Raw genomic sequence first — 23,294 nt, forward strand, 5'->3', positions numbered from 1 at the left:
AATAAAGATGAGGATACCACATAGTAAATTAGAAGATATTAGGTCTAACCCAAAGAATCATGAAGAAATTTTGAAACCAGCTGTTTTTGGTAACTCTAAATATCTACGTTGGAAAAACGGAATAAATCATTATCACAAAGTAAAGAATCTTAATAAAGCTGTTCAACATTTTATTAATTTATTTGAAAATAATTTTGTTAGTAGTACAGCAAATAAGAGGGAAATGGAAAAATATATTTCTGATTTAGAAGTCTATGTAAGTAGCTTTGAAAGATTGGGGAATGGTGTAGTCAAAATGAATGACCGGATAAACATAAGTTTAAAAAAAGGTAATACTCTTTATGGTGAAATCAGTCGTTTTGACATGACAAAAAAAACAAAATTTGAAATTTACTTAATCATAAAAAAAGATTACTATTGGCAATCAGAATTGAGATTTCCTATAATTCAACATTACTATGCTAAGAAATATGTTAGAAGCTATGAAGATATATCTATCGGAGTCTATTGTATTGAATTAGGAAAACATTTCTTAAAAAATTACAGTAAAGAAGAAATAGAAGAAGCACTTTCAGAAATTGATAGCATTTCGGAATTATTGAATTAAAAAACACCACACTCTCAAGTGTGGTGTTTGGGTGTACGTCCAATCTAAATTAACTTAAAATTAAATCCGATTGGTTTCTAAATACCAGTTTCTCATCAAAAGAATCTAGTAATATGATGCTATCAGTTGTAATGTTTCCTGCAAGAATTTCTTTCGACAACTGATTCAAAACTTCTTTTTGAATGACCCTTTTTACAGGTCGGGCTCCAAACTCAGGTTGGTAGCCTTTCTCAGCAAGATAGGCAATTGCCTCTTCTGTGGCATCCAACGTAATATCTTGATCTGAGAGAATCCTTTTTACATTCTCCAGTTGTAAAGATACAATCAATTTTATATTTTCTTGTGATAATGGCGTAAATAATACAATATCATCAATTCTATTTAAGAATTCAGGTCGTACGCTTTGCTTTAGTAAACCAAGAACTTCAGTTTTGGCAAGCTCCATTGCGGTATCTACATCTTTTTTTAAATTTTCAAACTTCTCTTGGATGATATGACTTCCCATATTCGAAGTCATGATGATAATAGCATTTTTAAAATCAGCCACACGTCCTTTGTTATCGGTCAATCGTCCTTCATCCAAAACTTGTAATAAAACATTAAAAGTATCCGGATGTGCTTTTTCAATTTCATCTAGCAGCACTACAGAGTAGGGCTTACGTCGCACAGCTTCCGTTAATTGTCCGCCTTCATCATATCCCACATAGCCTGGAGGCGCTCCCACCAAACGACTTACTGAATGGCGTTCTTGGTATTCACTCATATCAATACGTGTCATGGCATTTTCATCGTCAAACAAATAATCTGCTAAAGCTTTTGCCAATTCCGTCTTTCCAACTCCCGTAGTTCCTAAGAATAAAAACGAACCAATAGGCTTATTTGGATTTTGTAACCCTGCTCTTGAGCGTCGCACTGCATCCGAAACGGCTTCAATCGCTTCTTCTTGTCCTACCACACGTTTGTGGAGTTCATCTTCCAACTTCAACAATTTCTCGCGTTCCGACTGAATCATCTTCGCTACAGGAATTCCGGTCCACTTGGCTACCACTTCTGCAATGTCTTCGTAGTTTACTTCCTCTTTAATCAATGCAGTTTCTTGTTGCTCTGACAACAATTTTTGTTGCACTTCTAATTGTTCTTGTGCTTCTTTGATTTTTCCATAACGAAGCTCAGCCACCGTTCCATAATCGCCATTACGTTCTGCTTTCTCAGCTTCAAGCTTGTATTCTTCAATACTTGTTTTCAACGATTGAATGCTATCTACCACTGTTTTTTCCGATTGCCATTTCGCATTGATCTCGTTACGTTCATCTTTTAAATTCGCCAAATCAGCATTTAAAGATTTTAATTTATTTTTGTCGTTCTCACGTTTAATAGCTTCTATTTCAATCTCTAACTGCATGATCTTTCTGTCCAAAGCATCCAACTCTTCAGGTTTAGAGTTGATTTCCATACGTAGTTTTGATGCAGCTTCATCCATCAAATCGATGGCTTTGTCTGGTAAAAAACGATTGGTAATATAACGCTGAGATAACTCAACAGCACCAATAATTGCTTCATCTTTGATGCGCACCTTATGATGTGTTTCGTATTTCTCTTTGATTCCACGTAAGATAGAAATAGCGCTTTCAGTATCTGGTTCGTCTACAACTACCTTTTGAAAACGTCTTTCTAAAGCTTTGTCTTTTTCAAAATACTTTTGATATTCGTCTAGGGTAGTGGCACCAATTGCTCTGAGTTCACCACGCGCTAAAGCAGGTTTTAAAATATTAGCAGCATCCATAGCGCCTTGTCCACCACCAGCACCTACTAATGTGTGAATCTCATCAATAAACAAAACGATGTCTCCTTCTGAAGTAGTTACTTCTTTAATAACAGATTTTAAACGCTCTTCAAACTCTCCTTTGAATTTTGCTCCAGCAATCAATGCTCCCATATCTAATGAGAAAATTTGTTTCTCTTTTAGATTTTCAGGAACATCACCGCGAATAATTCTATGTGCCAATCCTTCAGCAATGGCTGTTTTTCCAGTACCTGGTTCTCCAACTAGTATAGGATTGTTTTTAGTTCTACGAGATAGAATTTGTAAAAGACGACGAATCTCTTCATCACGTCCAATTACAGGATCTAGTTTACCATCTTGTGCTAACTGGTTTAAATTATTAGCATATTTACTCAACGAATTATAGGTCTCTTCAGCACTTTGTGAAGTTACACGTTCTCCTTTGCGAAGCTCTTCTATCGCAGTTTTCAACGCTTTTTCTGTCACTCCTTGATCCTTAAGCATTTGAGCAATTTGACTTTTTGATTTAAATATGGCCAAAATGAGATGCTCTATTGAAACATACTCATCATTCATCTTTTTAGCAATTACAGAAGCTTCTGTAACCGTTTTACCGGCTTCGCGAGATAACATAAGTTCGGCACCAGAAACTTTAGGAAAACTTTCTAATTGCTTTTCAATGATCTGTTGAATAATTTCTGGATTGATGTTCAATTTCTTCAATAGAAAAGGAAGTACATTTTCATCAACGAGAGTAATCGCTTTGAAAATATGCTCGTTCTCAATTTGATTATGACCTAATTCTTGAGCAAGCTGCTGTGCTTGCTGAATGGTCTCTTGTGATTTTATTGTATAGTTATTAAAATTCATTCGATGTTCTTTTTTCTTTTCAATTTACAACCATGGAAAGTCAAAGAGTATACCATGCGTTAACTTTCCATAATTCCAGTCATAATGTCTTTAAAAACTTAAACCTACTGACTTTTTGACGTTTGCAGGGAATTAACCAAATCATTTTCAGGAAAAAACCTCTTTACAAAGTAGTTGTTATCCAAGAATTTTGTAATCGAACGATAAACAGATTGAAAATGAGACAATTAAAAGTGAATGTCCAAAATGAGTAGCTATTTGTCCAATTAACGAATTCCCTCACAATAAAGGTATTCTAGCTTTGAACCAAATAAAAAACTATCCGAATTATGAAACGAAAAAATTACAATCAAAATCATCTATATTACCAATTACTGGTACTAGGATTTTTATTATTGAGCTCTATTGCACTAAAAGCGCAAACGGTTTTTCATGTAAGTACTACAGGAAGTGACAGCAATGATGGTCTTTCTTGGATTACTCCTTTTAAAAATATACAAACAGCCTTGTCTACAGCACAGCCAGGGGATGAAATCTGGGTGGCTCAAGGAACGTATTATCCTGATGATGGAACTGGTCAAACTAACGATGATAGGTCGAGTACATTTGTTTTAAAAGATGGTGTAAAATTAGTAGGAGGATTTATTGGAATAAATGGAGCCATCATTCCTCGAGACCCACTACTTTTCAAAACAATTTTAAACGGTGATCTGGATCAAAATGATGGAGCATCAGCAACAGGACAGAATAGTTATCATGTAGTAACAGGAAGTGATAATGCAATATTAGATGGATTTACTATTCAAAATGGCTTAGCTGATGGTACTGGAACTGATGAAAATAAAGGAGGAGGAATTTTCAATAGTGGAGCAAGCCCGACAATAGTTAACTGTGTGATAGAGAAAAATGCAGGAAACTTGGGAGGAGGAATGTATAACGGTACGTTATCTACAACTATTGTAAGAAATACAACCTTCGTTTTAAATTCCTCAAATGCTGGAGGTGCTGTATATAATGACAATGCGAATACCACTTTTGTAAACTCTAGGTTTACAGAGAATTCTTCACCTCAAGGAGGGGCTATTTATAATACAGGGACCAATTCTAATAGTTTTACGAACTGTATCATTGCTGGAAATATGGCTACTCAAGAAGGAGGAGGAATCTACAATACAGGTACACCTTTGAATTTGATTAACTGTACAATAACAGGAAATAATGCTACCATAGAAGCGGGAGCACTATATTTAAATAATACAAATCTTGCAGTCATTCAAAATACTATTATTTGGAATAATATGGCGAATAGCGCTACAAACTTGGTCAGTGCAACATTAACAGAAACAAATAGTACACTAAGTTTTGCCAACTCTTTAGTTGATAACTTCACTCCAGAAAGTCAAGGAGGTACTACAGGTGTTTTATCGAATGGAAGTCCAGATTTCATCAAAAACGTGGCACCATCTATGGCTCCCATCACAGGTGGAGATTTCAGATTGCATTTGAACTCAATTGCTTTAAATGTTGGAAACAACAGTTTAAATACAGAAACGAAAGACATTCTTGGAAACCCTAGAATTCAAGATACAACAATCGATTTAGGAGCAATAGAAGGAGGAACAAGTAGAATATATCATGTATCCATTACAAGCGGAAACGATAATAATGATGGACTGTCATGGGTAAAAGCTTTTAAAAATTTACAGTCGGCTATTGCTTTGGCTGTAAATGGCGATCAAATATGGGTAGAAAAAGGGACGTACTATCCTGATGAAGGTGTTGGACAAGTAGATAATGATCGAGCTTCAACATTTCTATTAAAAGATCAAGTAGCACTATATGGTGGCTTTTTCGGAAATGAGCAAGAACTCTCTGAACGCGATATTGTGAGTAATGAAACTATTTTGAGTGGCGATTTAGATCAAAATGACTCAGGTGTTCCATCAGGTATGAACGCGTATCATGTTGTAACAAATGGTACTACGTTCTCAAAAGACACAAAATTAAGTGGTTTTACCGTAAAAAATGGATTAGCTAATGGTACAGATGCTAAAGACAAAAAAGGAGGTGGGATTTTCTTGGAAAACTGCGACTTAACTATTGAGCATTCTACGATTAAAGGTAATGAAGCTCAAAATGAAGGTGGAGGTATTTATGTAGAAAGCTCATTGCCTACAATAGCATGGTGTACAATTACTGGGAACTCAGCAAGTAATGGAGGAGGAATCTTTAATATTTTCGATTCAGAAACTGATGTTCAAAATAGTCTGTTTAGTGGAAATACAGCTACCTCTGGAGCTGGAGCAGCTAATTTACAAGCACTACCAAAGTATAAAAATTGTGTGTTTGAGTTGAATTCTGCCACTGTAAGTGGAGGAGGGATGTTAAACGACACTGCTTCAGGCGATGTTGTGAATACCATTTTTAGAGGAAATTCGGCAAGTAATGGTGCAGGAATGTATAATATCAATTTTGCATCACCTATAATCACCAATAGCTTATTTACTGGTAATAAGGCTTCAAGCACTGGTGGAGGAATGGATAACTCTGTAGATGCCGCTCCTAGCATTGTAAACTCTACATTTAGTGCAAATTCGGCTACATCTGATGGAGGTGGAATCTATAATGATGGTGTTACAATAACCGTGGCTAATAGCATCTTCTGGAATAATGATGCAGCGGGTATTACCAATACAGCTTCAGCATCTGTTTCAGAAAACAATTCAAGTACAACGACGTTTACCACATCCTTGGTAGAAAATTTTACAGGTCAATCTGGAGTTATTTCTGTTGCTAATCCAACGTTTGTAGGAGGAATCGATCCAAATACTGCTCCTAACACTTCCGGAAACTTCCGTTTGCTTCTCAATTCCATTGCTCTTGATGTAGGAACCAACGCTTCCAATACGCAAACTGAAGATTTAGATGGAAACACAAGAATACAAAACACAACGATTGATTTGGGTCCGTATGAAGGAGCAACAACAATTACAACATGGCAGAGTGCTTCAAGTACTGATTGGTCGATAGGAGGGAATTGGTCTAACGGAGCACCCACAGCTGGAATATCAGCATTGATTCCTTCTTCAGCCACTGTGCAACCGGAAATAGATGCGGGTATCACCTATGAGGTAAAAAATCTAACGATAGAAACAGGTGCTACAGTAACGTTGAAAAAAGATGCTTTTTTCACCGTAAAAGGAAATATAATGGGAAGTGGTCAATTGGTTGTTAATAATGGAGGATCTGTGATGGTTGATGGAACATCTTCTATTTCCTTAACGTACAAAAGAACGCTAGGGACTACAAATGAGTATTGGATTTCATCACCGGTTGCTGGTCAAGATATCGACAATTTTGCAAGTAATCATCCACTAGCAATTGGACCTGGAGCCAATGATCTTTTTTTAAGAGATTTTGATAGCACAAATCAGACATGGAATTATTATCAGAACGGATCTACTACCTCAGGAAATATTCAACAAGGTACGGGAAGATCTATTCAACTTACAACTTCTGGAGATCTTACATTTAACGGTACTTTTCCAGAATCTGATGTATCAGTACCTATTACTTCTTCAGTAAATAGTTTTAGTTTTATAGGAAATCCGTTTCCTTCTTCTATTGCAGCAAATGCGTTAACACAGCAATCATCAGATCTACTAAATGTAAATAAAAACATTCTAGCCGAGCAATCTCTTTGGTTATATAATGCTAGTTTGGGTATTTATGAAGCAGTCAATCAAGCTTCTGCTCCTAGATATATTCCACCAGGCCAAGGATTCTTTATTGTAACTAACGGAGTAGGATCTTTCAAACTCCAAGAATCAATGCAAAGTCACCAAACAGATGTATTTGCTAGAAGTGTAAACAATACCGCAAGTATTGTGCTTACAATGACTAATGGAGCCAATTCAAAAACTTCAACCATTGCATACAGAAGTGATGCTACTACCGATTTTGATGCTGGTTTGGATAGCTCGATTTTTGACCTATTCTCATCAGGAAATAGTTTTGACTTCTACACACAGTTGGTTGAGAATAACTTTGGAAGAAAGATTGAAATTCAATCCTTGCCAGACAGTAATTATGAAACCATGATCATTCCAATTGGATTTAAAGGGTCGAATGGTGAAACTGTTGAGATTTCTGCTAATGTAACTAGCTTACCTTCTGGATACAATGTTTTTGTAGAAGACAAAAATGATAATTCGTTCACAAGTATAGGAAATATGGGTGAGACATATAGCACAACATTAAATTCAGATGTAAATGGCACTGGTAGGCTTTACCTACATGTTACCCAATCTGCTTTGAGTGTAGATGAGCACTCACAGGTTTCAAATATTGCCATGTTTTTGAAAGCAAATAATTTCTTGCGAATAACGGGTATTGAGAATGGAAAAAAAGCAACATTGAAAATTTATAACATCAGGGGGCAACAGATGTTAAGTTCTCAGTTCATAGGGACAACTTCTAATGAAGTTGAACTACCACGATTAACTACTGGATTATACATCATCCATGTGAATACAGATCAGGGAAGAACTGTGAAGAAGGTCTTCAAGCATTAGGATAGTTTGCTTGATGATTCATAATCTCATTTCCTATAAACTTGGCGTGGTTAGGGAATGAGATTTTTTAAATGGTTAACTCAAGAAGTCACTTGGTTTTACACCAAACCGCTCTTTGAATTTTTTATTAAAATAAGAAGTGGAAGAAATTCCAACATCGTATTTTATTTCCGCTAGCGTAGCATGTGTTTTATTCTGTAGCATTTGATATGCTTTTTGCAATCTTATCTCTAATACAAATTTTACAGGCGACATACCTGTATGTTCATTTAAAATTCGAGACAATTGTCTTTGACTATATCCTACCTTTTTTGCTAGGTCTTCAATCTTGTATTCTTCATTGCTAATGTTTTCAATAACAGCCTCTTGGATTTTAGCTAATAATCTTTGATCAAAAGGTTCTGAATTATCAAGTAAGTCTTTATTCTCTAATTTCCACGCTTTTTTATTAGCACTATTCTCTATCAAGTTTGTCACTCTAGCTAATAATTCATTTTTATTAAAAGGCTTTACAATATAGTCGTTGATGCCTAACCTGTAACCTTTAATCTTATCTATTTCTAAGTTTTTAGCGGTGATAAGAATAAATGGAACATCTTTTTTGTCTTGTAGCTTAGCTACTTGTTCTCTCAATTCAAATCCATCTATCTTAGGCATCATTACATCTGAGCTAATCAAATCAAAATCATGCTTTTTAATCATATCTAGAGCCTCATCTCCATCAAAACAAGTAGTAACATGATAGTTTTCTTGAAGAATCTCAGATAAGAATTTATTCATTTCTATATTGTCTTCAACCACTAATATTTTTGGTTTATGAGTTTGCTCAAGATTAGATATTTGTTCAAGATTATTTTGCTGTATTTCTACTAGAGTATAAGGAAGCTCTAAGACAAACTGACTTCCTTTTCCTACTGAACTTTCTACTCGAAGTTTCCCTTTTAAAAGTTGAGCAAATTCTTTGCTAAGAGCTAAGCCAATTCCAATACCACCAATGGATTTGGTTTTACTTGACTGATAAAATCGATCAAAAATCTTTTGCTGATCTTCTTCATGAATTCCAATACCAAAATCAGTTACAGAAATTTCTAAGAGTTCATTATTTTTTCTCACATCACAAAGAATTTCACTATTAGATGAGCTAAATTTTATTGCATTTGTAATTAAATTATTGATAATCTTTTCTGTTTTATTCTGATCTATTTTAAGCAAAACGTCCTCAGAGATTTTACTAGAATACTTCAGTGTTATCTTCTTATCATTTGCAGCAGATTCAAAAGATAAAAAGACTCTTTTACAAAATTTATGAATAGGTGTGGAGATCAAATTAATTTCCTGTTTTCCTTTCTCAAATTTGAGTATGTGTAGTATTTCATTAGCATCATCAATTACTTGTTTACTGCTAGACAATGCATTATTCAAATATTCATTTACATTTTTATCTAATGATCCTTTTTCTATTGCCAGTTCGATGTTTCCTTGAATTAAGGTAAGTGGAGTTCTAATTTCGTGAGAGATATTTCCTAGAAATTTTGTTCTCATCTCATTAATTTCTTGCTCTTTAGCTAAATTATTCTCAACAAATAGCTTGAGTCTTTTTTGTCTATTATATCGATACTGTAGATAAGCTACCACACCCATAAATATAAATAGTAAGACAATGATGTATAAGTTTCTTGTATTCTTTTGTTTTGCAATTTCTAGTTGATTTTGCGCAATTTCTTTATCCTTTTGTTCTACTTGGTATTTTGATTCAGCTTCAGCAAACTTCGATTTTAATACTTGATTCATATGAGATTCTAGACTATCTCCATATACTCTATAATAGGCAGCAGCTTTTTTGAAGTTTTTTAGCTCTTCATTCTTTTCTGCAATATTTCTAGCCGATTTAGAAATCTCAATGGCGGGTTCAACACGCAAGGATAATTCATGCGACTTTTCATAAAATGACAAAGCTTTTTGTGTCTCTTTTTTCTTTGTAAAAACATTTCCAATGTTATTATATACTGAGGCTAAATATGCCTCATCTCCAATTTTTTTAAAGGCTTCAACAGCTTTGTTACAATAATTGGTTGCTTCTTCTGTCTTTCCCAACTCAACCATAGAATTGCATTTGTGCATATAAGATTCACCAAGCATTTTATTATTGTTAGTTTGAAGGGAATATTTGATACATTCATCGGCTAAAAAGTCCAATGTTTTTTCAGCTCCTTTTTCATAGTATAGACAATAGTATTTGATAGAGTAGGCTCTTTGCTTTGTTGCTGGACTATTTGTACGAAGAGCTATAGCTATAGTAGAGTCAGCATATTTAATACTTAACTCTTGATTTTTCCACAAATAGGTATTTGTAAGATTCCAGTAATTTTTGGATAATAGAATATCTGTACTATCCTTATAAATATCTCTACTATTTGTGAGATAGTCAATAAGTTTATATGTTAATTTAGTGGCATTTCCTACATCATCTTGACGAATATAGTTGACAGCTTCTTTATATTTTTCTTTATAGTTTTCTTTTGAAATGGTTTGCGCCATCGAATGATTTCCAAAAAAAACAAAAAAAACAATAAGAAAATATGGTATAAGTTTCATGTTTATGTTCCTCATACTAATGTATTTGTGAGTTCTTGGAAGGTAAGTTAATTAAATTTATTGTTGATTTTTGATTCAATATTTATTTTTTAAGAAAAGATGATTACAAAACTAAAATTCTGCATAATTTTGAAAGCACAATTTTTAAAATCCGACTCATCACAAAACAAATTATATGAGTTTATTAAATACGTTATTTGGACGGAGTGAAAAAAAAGAAGAGCTTAGTAATGTAAATTGGTTACCTCTTAATTCGATAGATCAATTAGTATCTATCAAAGAGTTATCAAAATCAGAAACGGTTCTTATATTTAAACATTCTACTAGATGTGGAATTAGTAGAATGGTCATTAAACAATTTGAAAAGATGTTTGATGAATCAATGCGTTCTATCAAAGTATATTATTTAGACCTTCTAAATTATAGAGATGTTTCTAATGAAGTAGGCTATACATTTCAAGTTTTACATGAATCGCCACAATTATTAATAATAAAGAATGAAGTTGCTGTTGCAAACGCTTCTCATTATGATATTACCCAAATAGATATATCAAAATTCATTGAATAGAAATTTTAAAAAGTTTTTTAAGATCAACACACCAAAGAATACCACCGTAGGAAAAGACTTATATGAGTATCAAAAAACAGCTATAGAAGAAGTCTTTAAGAAGTTTGAAGGAGCTGCTGAAAATTATCATTTATTGTATCAACTTCCAACAGGAGGAGGAAAAACTGTTATCTTTTCTGAAATCGCCAGACGTTTTCTTTCGCTTTACAAGAAAAAAGTCTTAGTACTTACTCATAGAATTGAGTTAAGTAAGCAAACCTCTAACATGTTAGACGAGTTTGGAGTGAACAATAAAATTATCAATAGCACAGCTAAATTAGATGATCAAGATAGTTATGATTGTTTTGTAGCGATGGTAGAAACTCTTAACAATCGACTTAATGATAATAAATTAGATATTTCTAATATCGGATTGGTTATTGTTGATGAGGCCCATTACAACTCATTTACCAAAATTTTTAAATTTTTTGATAATTCGATTATACTAGGTGTTACAGCTACACCGTTGAGCTCGAACGTGAAATTACCAATGTATGAGAACTATGATGAATTATACGTTGGAGAGTCTATACAGTATTTAATTGATAATAGATATCTGTCTAGTGCAGAATTTTATTCTTATAATGTTGGACTAACTACGTTGGAAGTTGGCGCAAATGGAGATTATACGGTAAAATCATCGGAAGATCTTTATGCGAGTAATGATATGCTATCAAAACTGGTAAGCGCTTATGAAGAAACATCAAAAGGAAAGAAAACATTGATTTTCAATAATGGAATCAATACATCAATACAAGTTTTTCATGCGTTTAAAAAAGCAGGATATCCTATAGCTCACTTAGACAATACAAATACTAAGAAAGAAAGAGATTTCATCTTAACTTGGTTTAAGAAGACTCCTAATGCTATTATTACATCGGTAAGTATTTTAACCACAGGTTTTGATGAACCTACAATTGAATCTATTATTCTAAATAGAGCAACAAAATCATTAACCTTATACTACCAAATGATTGGACGTGGTTCTCGAATCTTAGAAAATAAATCAACTTTTAGAGTGGTAGATTTAGGAAACAACTTTCATAGATTTGGTCCTTGGGGAGCTAATTTAGATTGGCAACGTATGTTTAAAGCTCCTGATTACTACTTAGATGCAATTCTTTCTGATGAAGAAATTGAAAGCAACTTTACTTTTGAGTTCACTGGAGATTTGAAAAAAGAGTTTGCTAAATCTACAGACCTTCATTTTGATATGAAGAAACAATATCGTGATACAATAGCAGCTGGTGAATCTTCTAAAAAAGTATTAGAAAAATCAATTGCTCATCATGCAAAGATATGTATTGAAAACAGTGAAGACTTATGGGACGCTCTTGCATTAGCTAAACTCTTAGGAGAAGAGATCGATGATAGAATTAACCGATATGCTAAATGTATTTCTAAAAGCACTCACAATTTTGTTACTTGGTTAAAAGATGATTATAGAAAAAAATTAAATGCTTACTTACGAGCAAATTTTGATCGTGATTATGAAAAGATATTTGGGCATCCGCCTATAGAAGATGAGTAAATAAAAAAGCTTCCTGATTATAAGGAAGCTTTTTTTATACTTAATTATTAGTTTTCTTTATTCTTTTGCTGGCAAAACTTTACCAACACATTCGCCAAAACCAATTCGAATTGTATTATTTTGACAATAGGCTCTCATGATTACAGTATCATTGTCGTTGATGAATTTACGTTCAGTTCCATCAGATAATTTGATAGGATTTTGACCTCTCCAAGTTAATTCTAACATCGAACCAAAACTATCTTTAGTTGGCCCAGAAATGGTTCCACTACCCATCATATCACCAGAATTCACAGGACAACCGTTTACGGTATGATGTGCTAATTGTTGTGCCATAGTCCAATACATATACTTAAAATTAGAATTGGCAACTACAGTTTCTTTTTCGCCTTCTGGTTGAATTCCTACTTGGAGATTAATGTCAAAACTTCCCTTTCCTTTGTGTTGCAAATAGGGAAGTGGTTGAGGGTCTTGTTTTGGGTTGTCAACTCTAAAAGGTTCTAAAGCATCTAAAGTAACAATCCAAGGAGAAATTGTAGACGCAAAGTTTTTTCCTAAAAATGGACCTAAAGGAACGTACTCCCAAGCCTGAATATCTCTTGCAGACCAATCATTAAATTGAACCAATCCAAAGATATAATCCTCGGCTTCTTCAATAGGAATTCTTTCTCCTAAATGATTTGAAGCTGTAGTAATGAATGCCATTTCCAATTCGAAATCTAAAAGCTTAGAAGGTCCGAAACCAGGAGTTTTAGATCCTTCAGCAGGTCTTGTTTGTCCTAAAGGTCTTCTTATTGGAGTTCCAGAAGGAATGATAGAAGAACTTCTACCATGATATCCAATTGGAATTTGCAACCAATTAGGTAACAACGCATTTTCTGGGTCTCTAAACAAACTACCTACATTAGTTGCATGTTCTTTACTAGCATAAAAATCGGTATAATCACCAACACTTACAGGTAATAACATTTCAACTTCATCCATTCTAAAAATGATTTTATCTTTATGCTCTGCATTATCTCTCAACTCGCCATTGGTTACATCAAAAATATCTGCGATACGATTTCTAACCAATCTCCATGTTTTTCTACCATCTGCAATAAAATCATTTAAATTATCCTGCAAAAAGATATCGTCAGTTAAAGGAATTCCTTTAAAATACCCTAATTGATGAAGCGCTCCAAGGTCAATTGCAAAATCACCAATTCTACTTCCAATAGTAATAATATCATCTTTTGTTATAAAAACCCCAAAAGGGATATTTTGTATAGGAAAATCAGAATTCTCGTTTACTTTCAACCATGATTTTCTTTTAGGATTGTTTGCTGTAATTTCCATTAAAAAGTTGTTAATAAAGTTTGTATCAAATATAGTAGAAAGTTACAATCCTCAAAACGTTTTTTCATTACATTTGGATTTCTTAATTAAATTTTAACAATGCAACGAGATACTACGATTTTTGAACTAATTGACGCTGAAAAAGAAAGGCAAATCAATGGGATAGAATTAATTGCTTCAGAGAATTTTGTAAGCGAACAAGTAATGGAAGCAGCTGGCTCTGTTTTAACAAATAAATATGCAGAAGGATATCCTAATAAAAGATATTATGGAGGATGTGAAGTTGTTGATATTGTTGAACAGATTGCAATAGATAGAGCAAAAGAATTGTATGGAGCAGAATATGCCAATGTGCAACCGCATTCTGGTTCACAAGCCAATACAGCTGTTTTTGCAGCCTGTTTACAACCAGGAGATAAGATTCTTGGTTTTGACCTTTCTCATGGAGGACATCTTACACACGGATCACCCGTAAACTTTTCTGGAAAACTATACAAAACATCTTTTTACGGAGTAGAGAAAGAAACTGGTGTTTTGAATTATGATAAAATTCAAGAAGTTGCTAACCAAGAACAACCAAAGCTAATAATAGCAGGAGCTTCTGCTTATTCTCGAGACATCGATTTTAAAAGGTTCAGAGAAATTGCCGATAGCATTGATGCTATTTTAGTGGCAGATATTTCTCATCCTTCTGGAATGATTGCAAAAGGAATTTTAAATGACCCGATACCTCATTGTCATATTGTTACAACTACAACACACAAAACATTAAGAGGCCCTAGAGGTGGACTAATTTTAATGGGTAAAGATTTTGACAATCCGTTTGGTCTAACATTAAAAAGTGGTAAACCAAAGAAAATGTCTGCTTTATTAAACGGTGCTGTTTTTCCTGGAAATCAAGGAGGGCCATTAGAGCATATCATTGCAGCAAAAGCAATTGCTTTTGGTGAAGCTTTAACAGATGAATTTTTACACTATCAAATTCAAGTGAAGAAGAATGCTGCTACTATGGCTAATGCTTTTGTTAAAAAAGGATACCATATAATTTCTGGCGGAACAGATAATCACATGATGTTGATTGATCTTAGAAATAAAAACATTACAGGTAAAGAAGCTGAAGCTGCTTTAGGTAAAGCAGAGATTACCGTAAATAAAAATATGGTTCCGTTTGATGATAAATCTCCTTTTGTCACCTCAGGAATTCGAATTGGAACACCTGCTGTAACTACCAGAGGTCTAAAAGAAGACGATATGGTTACTGTTGTAGAATTTATAGATGAAGCCATTCAAAATTTTGAGAAAGAAGAAATTTTAAGTAAAATTGCAGAGAAAGTTCATAATTTTATGAACCACAGACCTTTATTTGTTTAAAACTTTCATATGATAAAAAATTACCAAACAATTTGCACATTTTTTTTGATGCTGGTTAGTACATCTGTGTTAGCTCAGTTCAATTTTTTTGACAAGGCAACTTCAGCAGGTGCAAATTATAGTTATGGTAATAGTGTTTTTGGAGGTGGTGTTTCTTTTTCAGATTTTAATAATGATGGATGGGATGACCTTACATATTCTACAGATGCCACAGAAAAGATTATTTTTCTTGAGAATAATGGAAATAGCACTTTCTCTAAAGTAGAACTATTAGGAATAGATAATAAAGATTTGGCTAAATCTGTAATGTGGGTTGATTTTGATAATGATGGAGATAAAGATTTTTTCACCACAAGTTTAAATGGAATCAATCGATTTTATGAGAATACCGGTAATATGATATTTACTGATATTACTAATACTTGTGGAATATTCACAAACGATCTTTTAACTTATGGAGCTTCCTTTGGTGATATAGATAACGATGGTGATTTAGATCTTTTTATTTCTAATAGAGGTCAAGATGCAGCGAATAGAAATTACTTGTATAGAAATGATAATGGAACTTTTGTAGATATTTCTTCAGCAGCTGGTATTGTTTCTAGTGGAGAACTTTCTTTCTGTTCTTCATTTTTTGATTACAACAATGATGGCTTTCAAGATATTTATGTAGCTAATGATAAAGCAGACATGAATAGATTGTATAAGAATGATGGTGATGGTACTTTTACAGACGTTTCTGTTTCTAGTGGAGCTGGTATTACTATAGATGCCATGTCTACAACTATCGGAGACTATAACAATGATGGTCATTTTGATATCTATATAACTAATACCGACGCTGGAAATTATTTATTGAAGAATAATGGTGACGGAACTTTTACCAATACAGCACCTTCAACAGGAACAGAATTCCTTAGTATTGCTTGGGGAGCTGTATTTTTAGATGCAGATAATGATTCTAACTTAGATTTATATGTAAGTGGAATGTTAGACGGTTCTGACCCTAACAGGTTGCCTTCTGCTTTTTATCACAACAACGGTGCTGAAATCTTTTCGATTCCGAATAATATAGGTCTTTCTAATGATGTAGGTCAAAGCTATGGAAATGCAATTGGTGATTATGACAATAATGGTAGACCAGAGATTGTAGTTATGAACGATACGGATAACTATTATCTGTGGAGTGATAATTCTGTAAACACCAATAATTGGCTTAAAATCAAATTAGAAGGAGTTAGTAGTAATAAAGATGGTGTTGGAAATAGAATTGAAATTTCCGCAGGTGGTAAAATTCAATATAGGTATACTGTAAGTGGAGAAGGATATTTAGGCCAAAATTCTTCTTACGAATTTGTAGGTGTAGGAACAGCTACTAATATTGATTATGTAAAAGTTACGTGGAATAAAACGGGGCAAGTAGAAACTATCAATAATATCACTCCAAATCAAGCAATTCTTATCCAAGAAGGAAACGGAATCGTTTTAAGTGTTGAGAGTCAGGAGCTAAATACTTTTAGTATTTATCCAAATCCAAGTGCAGAAGGTTTATACAAATTTAATACAGGAGAAGAAAACACGTGTTTTATTGAAGTTTTTGATCTTTCAGGTAGAGTAGTGGTTGCGAAAAAAGAAATTAATAACTCTCAAGAAATCGATTTAATAAACGTTGCAAAAGGTGTTTATTTAGCAAAAGTATCAACTTCTGACAACAAGAGTAAAACGATAAAATTAGTTCGTAACTAATCTTCTTCGTTCGCTCTTTCTAGAATATTTTCTGGAAGGGCTTTTTTAGCTTTTGCGCCCATTTTTTTAAGTTTTTCTACGCTAGTTATAAGGTTTCCTTTTCCTTCAACCAATTTATTCATAGCGGCATTGTAATCGGATTTTGAAGCATCTATCTTTTTCCCAATACCAATTAAATCTGTTAGCAAACCATTAAACTTATCATACAAAGCACCAGCTTGTCTAGCAATTTCAATGGCATTACGTTGTTGTTTTTCATTATTCCACATAGTGTCTATTGTACGTAACGTAGCCAATAGAGTAGCAGGAGTAACAATAACTATATTCTTTTCAAAAGCTTGATTGTATATATTACCATCTAATTTTAAAGCCATAGCAAAAGCAGGTTCAATAGGAACAAAAAGAAGGACAAAATCCGGCGATTCAATATCATAGATGTCTTCATATTTTTTTTCACTTAATTGAATTATATGACGTTTTAAAGAACTTACATGTTCTTTTAAGTTAGATTCTCTTTCTGATTCATCATCAGAATTTACATATTGTTCATAAGCGGTAAGCGATACTTTAGAATCCACAATCATCTTTTTATTGTCAGGCAAATGAATCACCACATCAGGCATTACTCTTTTTCCTTCATCATTGGTGTAAGCTTGTTGTACAAAGTATTCCCTATCTTTTTCTAATCCTGATTTTTCCAAGACTCGTTCTAAAACTAATTCACCCCAGTTTCCTTGCGCTTTGCTATCACCCTTTAAAGCTTTGGTAAGATTTATGGCTTCTTTGCTCATTTGAAGGTTTAATTCTTTTAATCCAAGAATCTGTTGGCGAAGAGCCGCATGGTAATCAATACTTTCTTTGTGAGTCTTTTCTACCTTATCCTCAAACAGTTTTATCTTCTCTTGAAGAGGGTTTAAGATATTCTCAATATTCTGCTTGTTTTGCTCCGTGAACTTATTTGATTTTTCATCTAAGATTTTATTAGCAAGATTTTCAAATTCCTTAGTGAATTTCTCTTGTAGCTTTTCTATATCTTTTTGATTCTCTTCTAATTTTGATTGTAAACCTTTTAATTCTGAGTCTTGACGAGCATTTACTGTGAGTAATTGCTCTTTTTCAGATTGTAACTTTCTTAAATCTTCGCTCAGTTTATTGCTAGTATTTGTAAGCATCTCTTTCTCATTATCAAGAGAGCCATATTTGGCTTTAGTTTGTAATCGTCCTATAAACAAGCCTAAAGCTATTCCTAAAACACTGACAAGTAGGTAAATAAATAAATCTGACATCATTTAAAAAATAAGTCCTTAAATTTAGTTTTTATTTCATCATAATGAAAGGATTCTCTAGGTTTATCTTTATGAATATTTTGGGTTGGAAGATTGTTGGCGATTTTCCCAAGGATATTAAAAAGTATGTAATTATTGCTGCACCACATACAAGTTGGCAAGATTTTCCTATAGGAATTTTAGCAAAATATGCTTCAGGAGAAAAGATCAATTATATTGGTAAAGATTCTCTTTTTAAACCTCCGTTTGGATTTCTCTTCAAAGCACTTGGCGGTGCTCCTGTTGATAGAAGTAAAAGTAACAATCTGGTTGATGCTATTGTAGATGTTTTTAATTCTAGAGATGAATTTCGATTGGCATTATCTCCAGAAGGAACAAGAAAAAAGGTGGAGAAATGGAAAACAGGATTTTATTACATAGCAAAAGGAGCTAATGTTCCTATCATTATGGGGACTCTAGATTTTGGAAAGAAGCAAATTAAAATTTCTAAGCCTTATTATCCTACAAATGATAAGGAGAAAGATTTCGAAGTATTTCATGCTTACTATAAAGGAGTAAAAGGTAAGAATCCTGAGTTATTTTAAAGCGTCTCGTATTGCTTTCATAGAAGAAAAAGAAGGTACATTCTCTTTTTCAAAAACTTCTTTTTTGTGTTTGTTTGTAAAAGCAAAAACATCAAAACCACCTGATTTAGCTGCTTTAATACCGGAGATACTATCTTCAATTACTAAGCAGTCTTTAGGCTGAAATCCCATTGTTTTAGCTGCGTATAGAAAAAGGGTTGGATCTGGTTTCCATTTTTTAATTTCATAAGCACTAAACAAATTGCCTTTGAAATAATGAAGAAGTCCCGTAAGCTCTAAGTTCAACTTCATTTTATTTAAAGGACCATTTGAAGCAACACAAAAAGGAATTGTTAGTTCATCCAACAATTCTGTAATTCCTTGAATAGGTTGTATGTCTTGTTGAAATCGTTCAAAAGAAATCCTTCTATAGTCTTTTTCAAAATTATCAGGTAAATCTTGTTGAATAAGCTCTTCTATGTGGGATTTTACATAACTTAAAGATGTTCCTGCAAAGTGTTGTATGGCATATTCTAATGTAATATTAGCTCCATAAGAGTTGGCTAAATCTACAACCACTTGGTTAGAGATTGTCTCGCTATCAACTAAAACACCGTCGCAATCAAAAATGATGCATTTATAATTCATCAAAATTAATTCTTAAACCTTTCTGCTACTTTTTGAGCAATTCCTACAATAACTTCTGTTGCCTTTATGATAGATTCTACAGGAACATATTCATAACGTCCATGGAAATTGTGACCGCCAGCAAAAATATTAGGACAAGGCAACCCCATATATGACAGTTGAGAACCATCGGTTCCACCACGGATAGGCTTGATAAGCGGAGTAATGTCTAGACTTTTCATTACTTCTTCAGCAATATCTACAATATGCATTACAGGAACTACCTTTTCTTTCATATTATAATACTGATCTTTTACTTCTAATGAAATTAAATCACTTCCCATTTCCTTATTCATATCATCAGCAATTTTTTGAATCAGTTCTTTTCTTTCTTCAAAAATTGTTTTGTCGTGATCTCTAATGATATATAGAAGTTCTGTCTGCTCTACTTTCCCTTCTAATGAATACAAATGAAAAAAACCTTCATAACCTTCTGTCTTTTCAGGAACTTCATTCGCTGGAAGTCTATTGATGAAATCACTAGCAATGGTCATAGAATTGATCATTTTTCCTTTGGCATACCCAGGATGAACAATTTTTCCTTTTATAGTGACTTTAGCTCCGGCAGCATTAAAATTCTCATATTCAAGCTCTCCAACTTGACTTCCATCCATTGTGTAAGCCCAATCAGCTCCAAATTTTTTAACATCAAACTTGTGAGCGCCTTTTCCAACTTCTTCATCTGGAGTAAAACAAATTCGAATTGTACCATGTTTGATTTCAGGATTATTTATCAAATACTCCATTGCAGAAACTATTTCTGTAACTCCAGCTTTGTCATCGGCACCCAACAATGTAGTTCCATCTGTAGTGATAATAGTTTGTCCTTTGTATTGCAAAAGATCTTCAAAATAGGAGGGACTTAATACAATATTTTGTTCTTTGTTTAGAATGATATCTTTTCCATCATAATTTTCATGAATTTGAGGGTTTACATTTGCTCCAGTAAAATCTGGACTTGTATCTATATGTGAAACAAAACCAATGGTAGGAACTTCATAATCTAAATTGCTTGGTAATGTTGCCATCACATAGCAGTTTTCATCTAAAGTTACATTATGCATCCCTATTTGGATTAACTCTTTTTCTAAAAGTCGGGCTAAATCCCATTGTTTTTCTGTGCTAGGGAAGTCTGGATTATTAGGGTCAGATTCTGTATCTATAGTTACATAACTAATAAACCTGTTGATGATATGTTTCGAATTCATTCTAATATTTTATTTTTTCTATTAAACTTATGGCATTACATATTCTTTCATTCACCAAAGAATCGCCATAAACTTCAGCTTTTGCATGGATATAATTACCACTATTAACCTTGATAAATAAGTTACAAACTTGATAAGAAAATCGGCCTCTTTTCCCTAAGGCTCTGGAATAATACGATTCTTTTCCTTGAAACTTTAATTCATAGGAAGTAGCTTCAACCAATTGATTCTGAGTTAAACTAGTTTTAAACTTTTGAATAAACGTATCATCTAACTTCAGTTCGTTATAAATGTATGTAATATCTATGGTGTAAGTATTGGTAAGTTGCTTTGTTGTGTCTGCAGAAAAAATAGATGTTTGATTTTTATCGAAATAAAGATTAGTTTTCCAATGATCAGGAAGTTTAACTTTGAACTTTTTATCTACATCTTCAACAAGCTCTAGGTTTTTATATGTCTCTGGATTACAGTCTAAATCTTTGGATATTTGTGAACCAGAGTTACAGGATGCAATTGTTACAAGTAGTAACAAAAGAAATACACTTCTTTTCATTTATTGCAGTGTTAATTTTCCAATTTTTTGATTTCCAGCTAGCCAAGCAGTGTTTCTATCTACAAATTGAATCACATAATACCCTTCTTTACTCACTTCTTTCCAAGTATATCCACCATCATTTGAATACGAAACACCTGTTTTTCCTACAGCAAAAATCTCTTTTCCGTCTGTATCTGGTACATATTGCACACAACTTTTGTAGTTTGGATATTGACCATTAGCAACTAAAGACCATGTTTTGCCACCATCTATTGTTACTGCTTTATTAGCTGTGTTTTCTTCTTCTTTCGAATAATTTCCACCAAATATAATTCCATTGTTTTCATCAATAAAATCCACAGAATAAATACCTTGTGGTCCATCGCCTTGTACGATAGGTGTGTCAAATACACTCCATGTTTTCCCTAAATCGGTGGTCTTAAACAATCTTGCTTTCGTTCCTCCAGTAACTATCCAAGCAGTTTCCCCTAAAACTGCAATATTTGTATTACTCGCGGCAAAAGCAGCTTCACCATCGTCAGTTTTGGGAAGTTTATCACAAGGAATTTTACGCCATGTCTTTCCACCATCACTTGTAAGAATAATAGACAAGCAATCTTCTGTAGGATCACCCATGGCAATTCCATTGAGTTCATCAAAGAACTTCATAGAATCATAAAATACTTTTTCATGTTCTTCTTTGTACACAATTTTTGGGTTTCCAGAATTAACTTGATATAGTAATGCTGGGTTTCCAATGCTTAAAGCGTATAAAATAGAACCATTAGAAGCCATACTTCTAAAATGAGGAACAATCGAATCTTGATAAGTGACAAACTGCTTGTTCCATGTTTTTCCTCCATCGGTAGTTTTACCTATATCTCCCTTAGATCCAACATAGTATAAACTGTTTGAATCTGCAGCATAAATCGCTCGAATACTCGTGCTATCTATAGTATACTTTTGAAGTGAAATTGCATCAATTGTTCTGGGTTGGTATTCTTTTTGACAAGAGAAAAAGAAAACGAATGTAAAAATGAGTAAGAAGAAACGCTTCATTATTGCTATTTTTGATACCACGAAAATACATAAATTATGAAGTTTGGAAAGGTAGACAATCCTGAAATTATTGATTTTACTATTCCACCTACACATCCAGATACAGTTCGTGTATTAAATGAACAAAATAGTAACGATAATTTGTCTATTTATATTGGATGTGCAAAATGGAATAGAGCCGATTTAAAAGGGTTTTACCCGAGAGGAACAAAAGATGAATTAGAGTATTATTCGAGACAGTTTAATTGTATTGAGTTAAATGCTACATTTTATCGGAATTTTCCTGCTCTGCAGTTTGAAAAGTGGTATGATAAAACTCCTGATAATTTTAAGTTCTTTCCAAAACTAGGTCAAGAGATTAGCCATTGGAAACGTTTAAATGGAGTAGAAGATGTTGTCAATTCATATATTGATAATTTTAGTAATCTGAGAGAAAAATTAGGAACAATTTTTTTACAACTACATGCTAATTTTGGACCGAAAAATTTTGCCATACTCGAAAATTTTGTCAAAAGTTGGCCAAAAGGCTTGCCATTAGCTGTTGAGTGTAGGCATACAGATTGGTTTACTGATGAAACTATTTCAAAAAAATTCTTTCAGCTCTTAGAAGATTATAATATTGCCAATGTATTGGTTGATACAGCTGGTAGAAGAGATATGATGCATATGCGATTGACCAATAACGAAGCTTTTATTAGATATGTAGGAGCAAATCATCCTTCAGATTACGATCGTTTAGATGACTGGGTAGTTCGATTGAAAGAATGGAAAGAATTAGGGCTAAAAAAAATCCATTTTTTTGTACATCAAAACCTAGAAAAAGAATCGCCATTGTTAACAGCACACTTTATTAGAAACATCAATGCAGAATTTGGACTTCAATTGAAAATTCCAAACGAAGAGAATACTGCACAAACGAATTTGTTTTAAACGA

16 protein-coding genes are annotated in these 23,294 nt (G+C 33.3%); 8 read left to right on the forward strand and 8 right to left on the reverse strand.

The features are described from left to right. Positions 1 to 7: 7 nt before the first annotated feature. Positions 8 to 607 carry a hypothetical protein gene (locus tag AAON49_RS07350; protein ID WP_349553788.1) on the forward strand — a complete coding sequence of 200 codons (600 nt, stop codon included), beginning with the start codon at positions 8 to 10 and terminating at the stop codon, positions 605 to 607. Between the two features lie 49 nt (positions 608 to 656). Here AAON49_RS07350 and clpB read toward each other — a convergent pair whose 3' ends face one another. Then, positions 657 to 3,260: an ATP-dependent chaperone ClpB gene (clpB, locus tag AAON49_RS07355; protein ID WP_349553790.1), complete on the reverse strand. Its 2,604-nt coding sequence runs from the start codon at positions 3,258 to 3,260 to the stop codon at positions 657 to 659. 329 nt (positions 3,261 to 3,589) lie between these two features. Here clpB and AAON49_RS07360 point away from each other — a divergent pair, with 329 nt between their 5' ends. Further along, complete coding sequence (locus AAON49_RS07360) at positions 3,590 to 7,834, forward strand: DUF8693 domain-containing protein (RefSeq protein WP_349553792.1); 4,245 nt, start codon at positions 3,590 to 3,592, stop codon at positions 7,832 to 7,834. Between the two features lie 75 nt (positions 7,835 to 7,909). Here AAON49_RS07360 and AAON49_RS07365 read toward each other — a convergent pair whose 3' ends face one another. Beyond that, on the reverse strand, positions 7,910 to 10,372 hold the full coding sequence (locus AAON49_RS07365) for an ATP-binding protein (protein WP_349553794.1): 2,463 nt from the start codon (positions 10,370 to 10,372) through the stop codon (positions 7,910 to 7,912). Positions 10,373 to 10,604: 232 nt separating this feature from the next. On the opposite strand from AAON49_RS07365, the gene ytxJ reads away from it, so the two are divergent. Further along, positions 10,605 to 10,997: a bacillithiol system redox-active protein YtxJ gene (gene ytxJ / locus AAON49_RS07370; RefSeq protein WP_349553796.1), complete on the forward strand. Its 393-nt coding sequence runs from the start codon at positions 10,605 to 10,607 to the stop codon at positions 10,995 to 10,997. Next, positions 10,990 to 12,567 carry a DEAD/DEAH box helicase gene (locus AAON49_RS07375; RefSeq protein WP_349553798.1) on the forward strand — a complete coding sequence of 526 codons (1,578 nt, stop codon included), beginning with the start codon at positions 10,990 to 10,992 and terminating at the stop codon, positions 12,565 to 12,567. The genes ytxJ and AAON49_RS07375 overlap by 8 nt, the downstream gene beginning before the upstream one ends. Positions 12,568 to 12,624: 57 nt before the next feature. Here AAON49_RS07375 and fahA read toward each other — a convergent pair whose 3' ends face one another. Continuing rightward, positions 12,625 to 13,905 carry a fumarylacetoacetase gene (gene fahA, locus AAON49_RS07380; protein WP_349553801.1) on the reverse strand — a complete coding sequence of 427 codons (1,281 nt, stop codon included), beginning with the start codon at positions 13,903 to 13,905 and terminating at the stop codon, positions 12,625 to 12,627. A 99-nt stretch (positions 13,906 to 14,004) separates the two neighbouring features. On the opposite strand from fahA, the gene glyA reads away from it, so the two are divergent. Both glyA and AAON49_RS07390 read left to right on the forward strand, forming a co-directional pair. Then, positions 14,005 to 15,276, forward strand: coding sequence for a serine hydroxymethyltransferase (gene glyA, locus AAON49_RS07385; protein ID WP_349553803.1), 1,272 nt, complete (start codon positions 14,005 to 14,007; stop codon positions 15,274 to 15,276). A 48-nt stretch (positions 15,277 to 15,324) separates the two neighbouring features. After that, on the forward strand, positions 15,325 to 17,022 hold the full coding sequence (locus AAON49_RS07390) for an FG-GAP-like repeat-containing protein (protein WP_349553805.1): 1,698 nt from the start codon (positions 15,325 to 15,327) through the stop codon (positions 17,020 to 17,022). On the opposite strand, the gene AAON49_RS07395 is transcribed toward AAON49_RS07390, so the two are convergent. Then, entirely contained in the window at positions 17,019 to 18,308 is a 1,290-nt protein-coding gene (locus AAON49_RS07395) for a DNA recombination protein RmuC (RefSeq protein WP_349553807.1), read from the reverse strand. The two genes, AAON49_RS07390 and AAON49_RS07395, sit on opposite strands and share 4 nt — an antisense overlap. A 44-nt stretch (positions 18,309 to 18,352) precedes the next feature. Between AAON49_RS07395 and AAON49_RS07400 the strand changes: the two genes are divergently transcribed. Then, entirely contained in the window at positions 18,353 to 18,892 is a 540-nt protein-coding gene (locus tag AAON49_RS07400) for a lysophospholipid acyltransferase family protein (RefSeq protein ID WP_349553809.1), read from the forward strand. On the opposite strand, the gene AAON49_RS07405 is transcribed toward AAON49_RS07400, so the two are convergent. The 4 genes from AAON49_RS07405 to AAON49_RS07420 are packed head-to-tail and all read right to left on the reverse strand — an operon-like array spanning position 18,884 to position 22,360. Then, entirely contained in the window at positions 18,884 to 19,519 is a 636-nt protein-coding gene (locus AAON49_RS07405) for an HAD family hydrolase (protein ID WP_349553811.1), read from the reverse strand. The two genes, AAON49_RS07400 and AAON49_RS07405, sit on opposite strands and share 9 nt — an antisense overlap. Positions 19,520 to 19,524: 5 nt before the next feature. Continuing rightward, positions 19,525 to 20,766 (reverse strand): peptidase T, encoded by a 1,242-nt coding sequence (gene pepT, locus AAON49_RS07410; protein WP_349553813.1) that lies wholly within the window; start codon positions 20,764 to 20,766, stop codon positions 19,525 to 19,527. A 1-nt stretch (position 20,767) separates the two neighbouring features. Then, on the reverse strand, positions 20,768 to 21,319 hold the full coding sequence (locus tag AAON49_RS07415) for a hypothetical protein (RefSeq protein WP_349553815.1): 552 nt from the start codon (positions 21,317 to 21,319) through the stop codon (positions 20,768 to 20,770). Continuing rightward, positions 21,320 to 22,360: a WD40/YVTN/BNR-like repeat-containing protein gene (locus AAON49_RS07420; RefSeq protein WP_349553817.1), complete on the reverse strand. Its 1,041-nt coding sequence runs from the start codon at positions 22,358 to 22,360 to the stop codon at positions 21,320 to 21,322. A 36-nt stretch (positions 22,361 to 22,396) separates the two neighbouring features. Here AAON49_RS07420 and AAON49_RS07425 point away from each other — a divergent pair, with 36 nt between their 5' ends. Beyond that, positions 22,397 to 23,290, forward strand: coding sequence for a DUF72 domain-containing protein (locus AAON49_RS07425; protein ID WP_349553819.1), 894 nt, complete (start codon positions 22,397 to 22,399; stop codon positions 23,288 to 23,290). The last annotated feature ends 4 nt before the right edge of the window (positions 23,291 to 23,294 follow it).

Source organism: Pseudotenacibaculum sp. MALMAid0570 (genome assembly GCF_040151415.1).
Taxonomy (GTDB): Bacteria; Bacteroidota; Bacteroidia; order Flavobacteriales; family Flavobacteriaceae; genus Polaribacter.

Bases quoted from the DNA above. Each gene is read 5' to 3' on its own strand.
- AAON49_RS07350 (WP_349553788.1), top strand. From the start codon at position 8: ATGAGGATACCACATAGTAAATTAGAAGATATTAGGTCTAACCCAAAG.
- clpB (WP_349553790.1), bottom strand. From the start codon at position 3,260: ATGAATTTTAATAACTATACAATAAAATCACAAGAGACCATTCAGCAA.
- AAON49_RS07360 (WP_349553792.1), top strand. From the start codon at position 3,590: ATGAAACGAAAAAATTACAATCAAAATCATCTATATTACCAATTACTG.
- AAON49_RS07365 (WP_349553794.1), bottom strand. From the start codon at position 10,372: ATGGCGCAAACCATTTCAAAAGAAAACTATAAAGAAAAATATAAAGAA.
- ytxJ (WP_349553796.1), top strand. From the start codon at position 10,605: ATGAGTTTATTAAATACGTTATTTGGACGGAGTGAAAAAAAAGAAGAG.
- fahA (WP_349553801.1), bottom strand. From the start codon at position 13,905: ATGGAAATTACAGCAAACAATCCTAAAAGAAAATCATGGTTGAAAGTA.
- glyA (WP_349553803.1), top strand. From the start codon at position 14,005: ATGCAACGAGATACTACGATTTTTGAACTAATTGACGCTGAAAAAGAA.
- AAON49_RS07390 (WP_349553805.1), top strand. From the start codon at position 15,325: ATGCTGGTTAGTACATCTGTGTTAGCTCAGTTCAATTTTTTTGACAAG.
- AAON49_RS07395 (WP_349553807.1), bottom strand. From the start codon at position 18,308: ATGTCAGATTTATTTATTTACCTACTTGTCAGTGTTTTAGGAATAGCT.
- AAON49_RS07400 (WP_349553809.1), top strand. From the start codon at position 18,353: ATGAAAGGATTCTCTAGGTTTATCTTTATGAATATTTTGGGTTGGAAG.
- AAON49_RS07405 (WP_349553811.1), bottom strand. From the start codon at position 19,519: ATGAATTATAAATGCATCATTTTTGATTGCGACGGTGTTTTAGTTGAT.
- pepT (WP_349553813.1), bottom strand. From the start codon at position 20,766: ATGAATTCGAAACATATCATCAACAGGTTTATTAGTTATGTAACTATA.
- AAON49_RS07415 (WP_349553815.1), bottom strand. From the start codon at position 21,319: ATGAAAAGAAGTGTATTTCTTTTGTTACTACTTGTAACAATTGCATCC.
- AAON49_RS07420 (WP_349553817.1), bottom strand. From the start codon at position 22,360: ATGAAGCGTTTCTTCTTACTCATTTTTACATTCGTTTTCTTTTTCTCT.
- AAON49_RS07425 (WP_349553819.1), top strand. From the start codon at position 22,397: ATGAAGTTTGGAAAGGTAGACAATCCTGAAATTATTGATTTTACTATT.